Raw genomic sequence first — 2,384 nt, 5'->3', positions numbered from 1 at the left:
TGATCTGATAGGCGCGGACATAGGCATTGTCGCGCAACGCCCGTTCCCGTTCGTCGAGCATGGCATCGGGCGCATGCGCTGTCTGATTGCGGATATCGAGAAACAAGAACACGGCGCTGAACAAGCCGATGAGGCGCACGGCAGAAAAGCCCAGCCAGACGCCGCCCTTGTCGTCTGGGAACATCGCGCCGCCAAGATAGCCGATACCCAGGCCCGCCAGCACGAGGACCGACAGGATGCGGGCGTTGCGAAGCGTAAGCGAAAGCGGTGGTTTGATTGTCATGTCCATTGTTCCTCTCCTTGATTACGGGTTCAGGGTTGTCGCCAGCGGCGCAAAGGGGTGCAGCGAAAACAGTGTTTCCACCGACACGCCGAACACCGCGGCCAGTTTCAGGCCCAGTTCGAGGCTGGGGCCATATTGACCGCGTTCGAGAAAGCCGATGGTCTGGGGATTGACCCCGACTTTTTCGGCCAATGCCGCTCGCGACAAGCCGGCATCGGCCCGGAACAGGGCCAGGCGGTTGTGCAGAGCGATAGTTGCGTTGTCGTTTTCCATGTTTTGTTGTCTATACACAACGAATAATTGCGTCAATCGCTTTTATTGCACCGCCCCTTCCCGCCGCGCGTGCGCGGGTCTAAACACAGGAAAATCAGTTCAGGATCAGGTTCATGCTCTCCCAGCTCAAATTCCCGCACGGCGAAACCATCGAGATGCTGCGCGACACGGTGCGGGCCTTTGCGGCCGCCGAAATCGCGCCGCGTGCTGCCGAAATCGATGCCACCAACACCTTCCCCATCGATCTGTGGCCCAAGCTGGGTGCGCTGGGCCTGCACGGCGTCACCGTGCCCGAGGCCGATGGCGGCGCCGGCCTTGGCTATCTGGCGCATGTCATTGTGGTGGAAGAAATCAGCCGCGCATCAGCCAGCGTCGGCCTGTCCTATGGCGCCCACACGAACCTGTGCATCAACCAGATTGCGCGCTGGGGCAGCGCCGAACAAAAGGCGCGGTATCTGCCGGGGCTGATTTCCGGCGCCCATGTCGGCAGCCTAGCCATGTCGGAGCCGGGCGCCGGCAGCGATGTCATCTCGATGAAATTGCGGGCCGAGGCGCGCGGCAATGATTCGTATCTGCTCAATGGCAACAAGATGTGGATCACCAATGGGCCGCATGCGCAAACGCTGGTGGTCTATGCCAAGACCGACCCGGAGGCCGGATCACGCGGCGTCACGGCATTCCTGATCGAAAAGGGCATGAAGGGGTTTTCGACAGCGCAAAAGCTCGACAAGCTGGGGATGCGCGGCAGCGACACGTGCGAACTGGTGTTCGAGGATTGCGAAGTGCCGGCAGGCAATGTGCTGGGCGGCGTCGGCAACGGTGCCAAGGTGCTGATGTCGGGACTGGATTATGAACGCGTCGTGCTGTCGGGCGGGCCTTTGGGCATCATGCAGGCGTGCATGGATGTCGTGGTGCCCTATATCCATGAACGCGAACAATTCGGGCAGCCGATCGGCACGTTTCAGTTGATGCAGGGCAAGCTGGCGGACATGTATGTCGCGCTGTCCACCGCGCGCGCCTATACTTATGCCGTGGCCGATGCGTGCGACCGGGGCGAGACGACGCGCAAGGACAGCGCCGGCTGCATTCTCTATTCCGCCGAAAAGGCGACTTGTATGGCGCTGGAGGCGATCCAGTGTCTGGGGGGCAATGGCTATACCAGCGACTATCCCACCGGGCGGCTGCTGCGCGATGCCAAGCTGTATGAAATCGGCGCCGGCACCAGTGAAATCCGCCGCTATCTGATCGGGCGCGAATTGTTCGAAGAAACACGGTGACCATCGCCGGGCTTTTCCGGCCGTGAACCGCCCGATGGCCTTTGGCGCCTGCGCTGCCGGTATCGGCGCCCTTTGCCTGATGGATGCGTTGCTGAAGCTGCTGTCGCTCGACCATGGCGTGTTGCAGGTCACGTTCTGGCGATACGGCACTGGCACCTTGGTGGCGGCGTTGATCTGGGCGGCGGCAGGCCGGCCGCGTCCCGGCGTGGGCGGATTGCGGCTGCATCTGCTGCGCGGCACATTGATTGCCGCGATGGCCGTCAGTTTTGTGTGGGCGCTCACGCTGCTGCCGCTGGCGCTGGTCATCTGCATCACCTTCATCGCGCCGTTGATGATGCCGCCGCTGGCGGCGTTGTTCCTGAACGAGCCGATGCAGCGCCGGTATGTGCTGGCCGGATTCATGGGGTTTGTGGGCGTCCTCGTCGCGGTGGGCAATGTACCTGACCTGACCGGCGACCGATTGCTGGCGGTGGCGGCGGCGCTGTTTGCTGCGGTGTGTTATGGTGGGTCGGCGATCGTGATGCGCGCCCGGGCAGCGGCGGACGGTGCCG

At 62.6% G+C, this 2,384-nt stretch carries 4 protein-coding genes; 2 read left to right on the top strand and 2 right to left on the bottom strand.

The window, feature by feature from the left end; genetic code table 11:
• On the bottom strand, positions 1–283 hold a 283-nt coding region (locus tag RMQ73_RS06735), incomplete at its 3' end, for a hypothetical protein (protein ID WP_310497321.1).
• A gap of 21 nt (positions 284–304) precedes the next feature.
• Positions 305–556, bottom strand: coding sequence for a helix-turn-helix transcriptional regulator (locus RMQ73_RS06730; protein WP_310497320.1), 252 nt, complete (start codon positions 554–556; stop codon positions 305–307).
• A gap of 113 nt (positions 557–669) precedes the next feature.
• On the opposite strand from RMQ73_RS06730, the gene RMQ73_RS06725 reads away from it, so the two are divergent.
• Together RMQ73_RS06725 and RMQ73_RS06720 are read left to right on the top strand one after the other, a co-directional pair.
• A complete protein-coding gene (locus RMQ73_RS06725; protein ID WP_310497319.1) occupies positions 670–1,833 on the top strand; it encodes an isovaleryl-CoA dehydrogenase in 1,164 nt (387 codons plus the stop codon).
• A gap of 22 nt (positions 1,834–1,855) precedes the next feature.
• Positions 1,856–2,384 (top strand): EamA family transporter (locus RMQ73_RS06720; RefSeq protein WP_310497318.1); only part of this gene is annotated, 529 nt, incomplete at its 3' end.

This window comes from Sandarakinorhabdus sp., assembly GCF_031430775.1.
In the GTDB taxonomy this organism is placed as follows: domain Bacteria; phylum Pseudomonadota; class Alphaproteobacteria; order Sphingomonadales; family Sphingomonadaceae; genus Sandarakinorhabdus.
Note: the sequence above shows the minus strand (reverse complement) of the source record. Positions and strands in the feature narration are given on the sequence as shown.

What these genes read in the sequence shown, in the direction of transcription:
- RMQ73_RS06730 (WP_310497320.1), bottom strand. Translation starts at nt 556, where the DNA reads ATGGAAAACGACAACGCAACTATCGCTCTGCACAACCGCCTGGCCCTG.
- RMQ73_RS06725 (WP_310497319.1), top strand. Translation starts at nt 670, where the DNA reads ATGCTCTCCCAGCTCAAATTCCCGCACGGCGAAACCATCGAGATGCTG.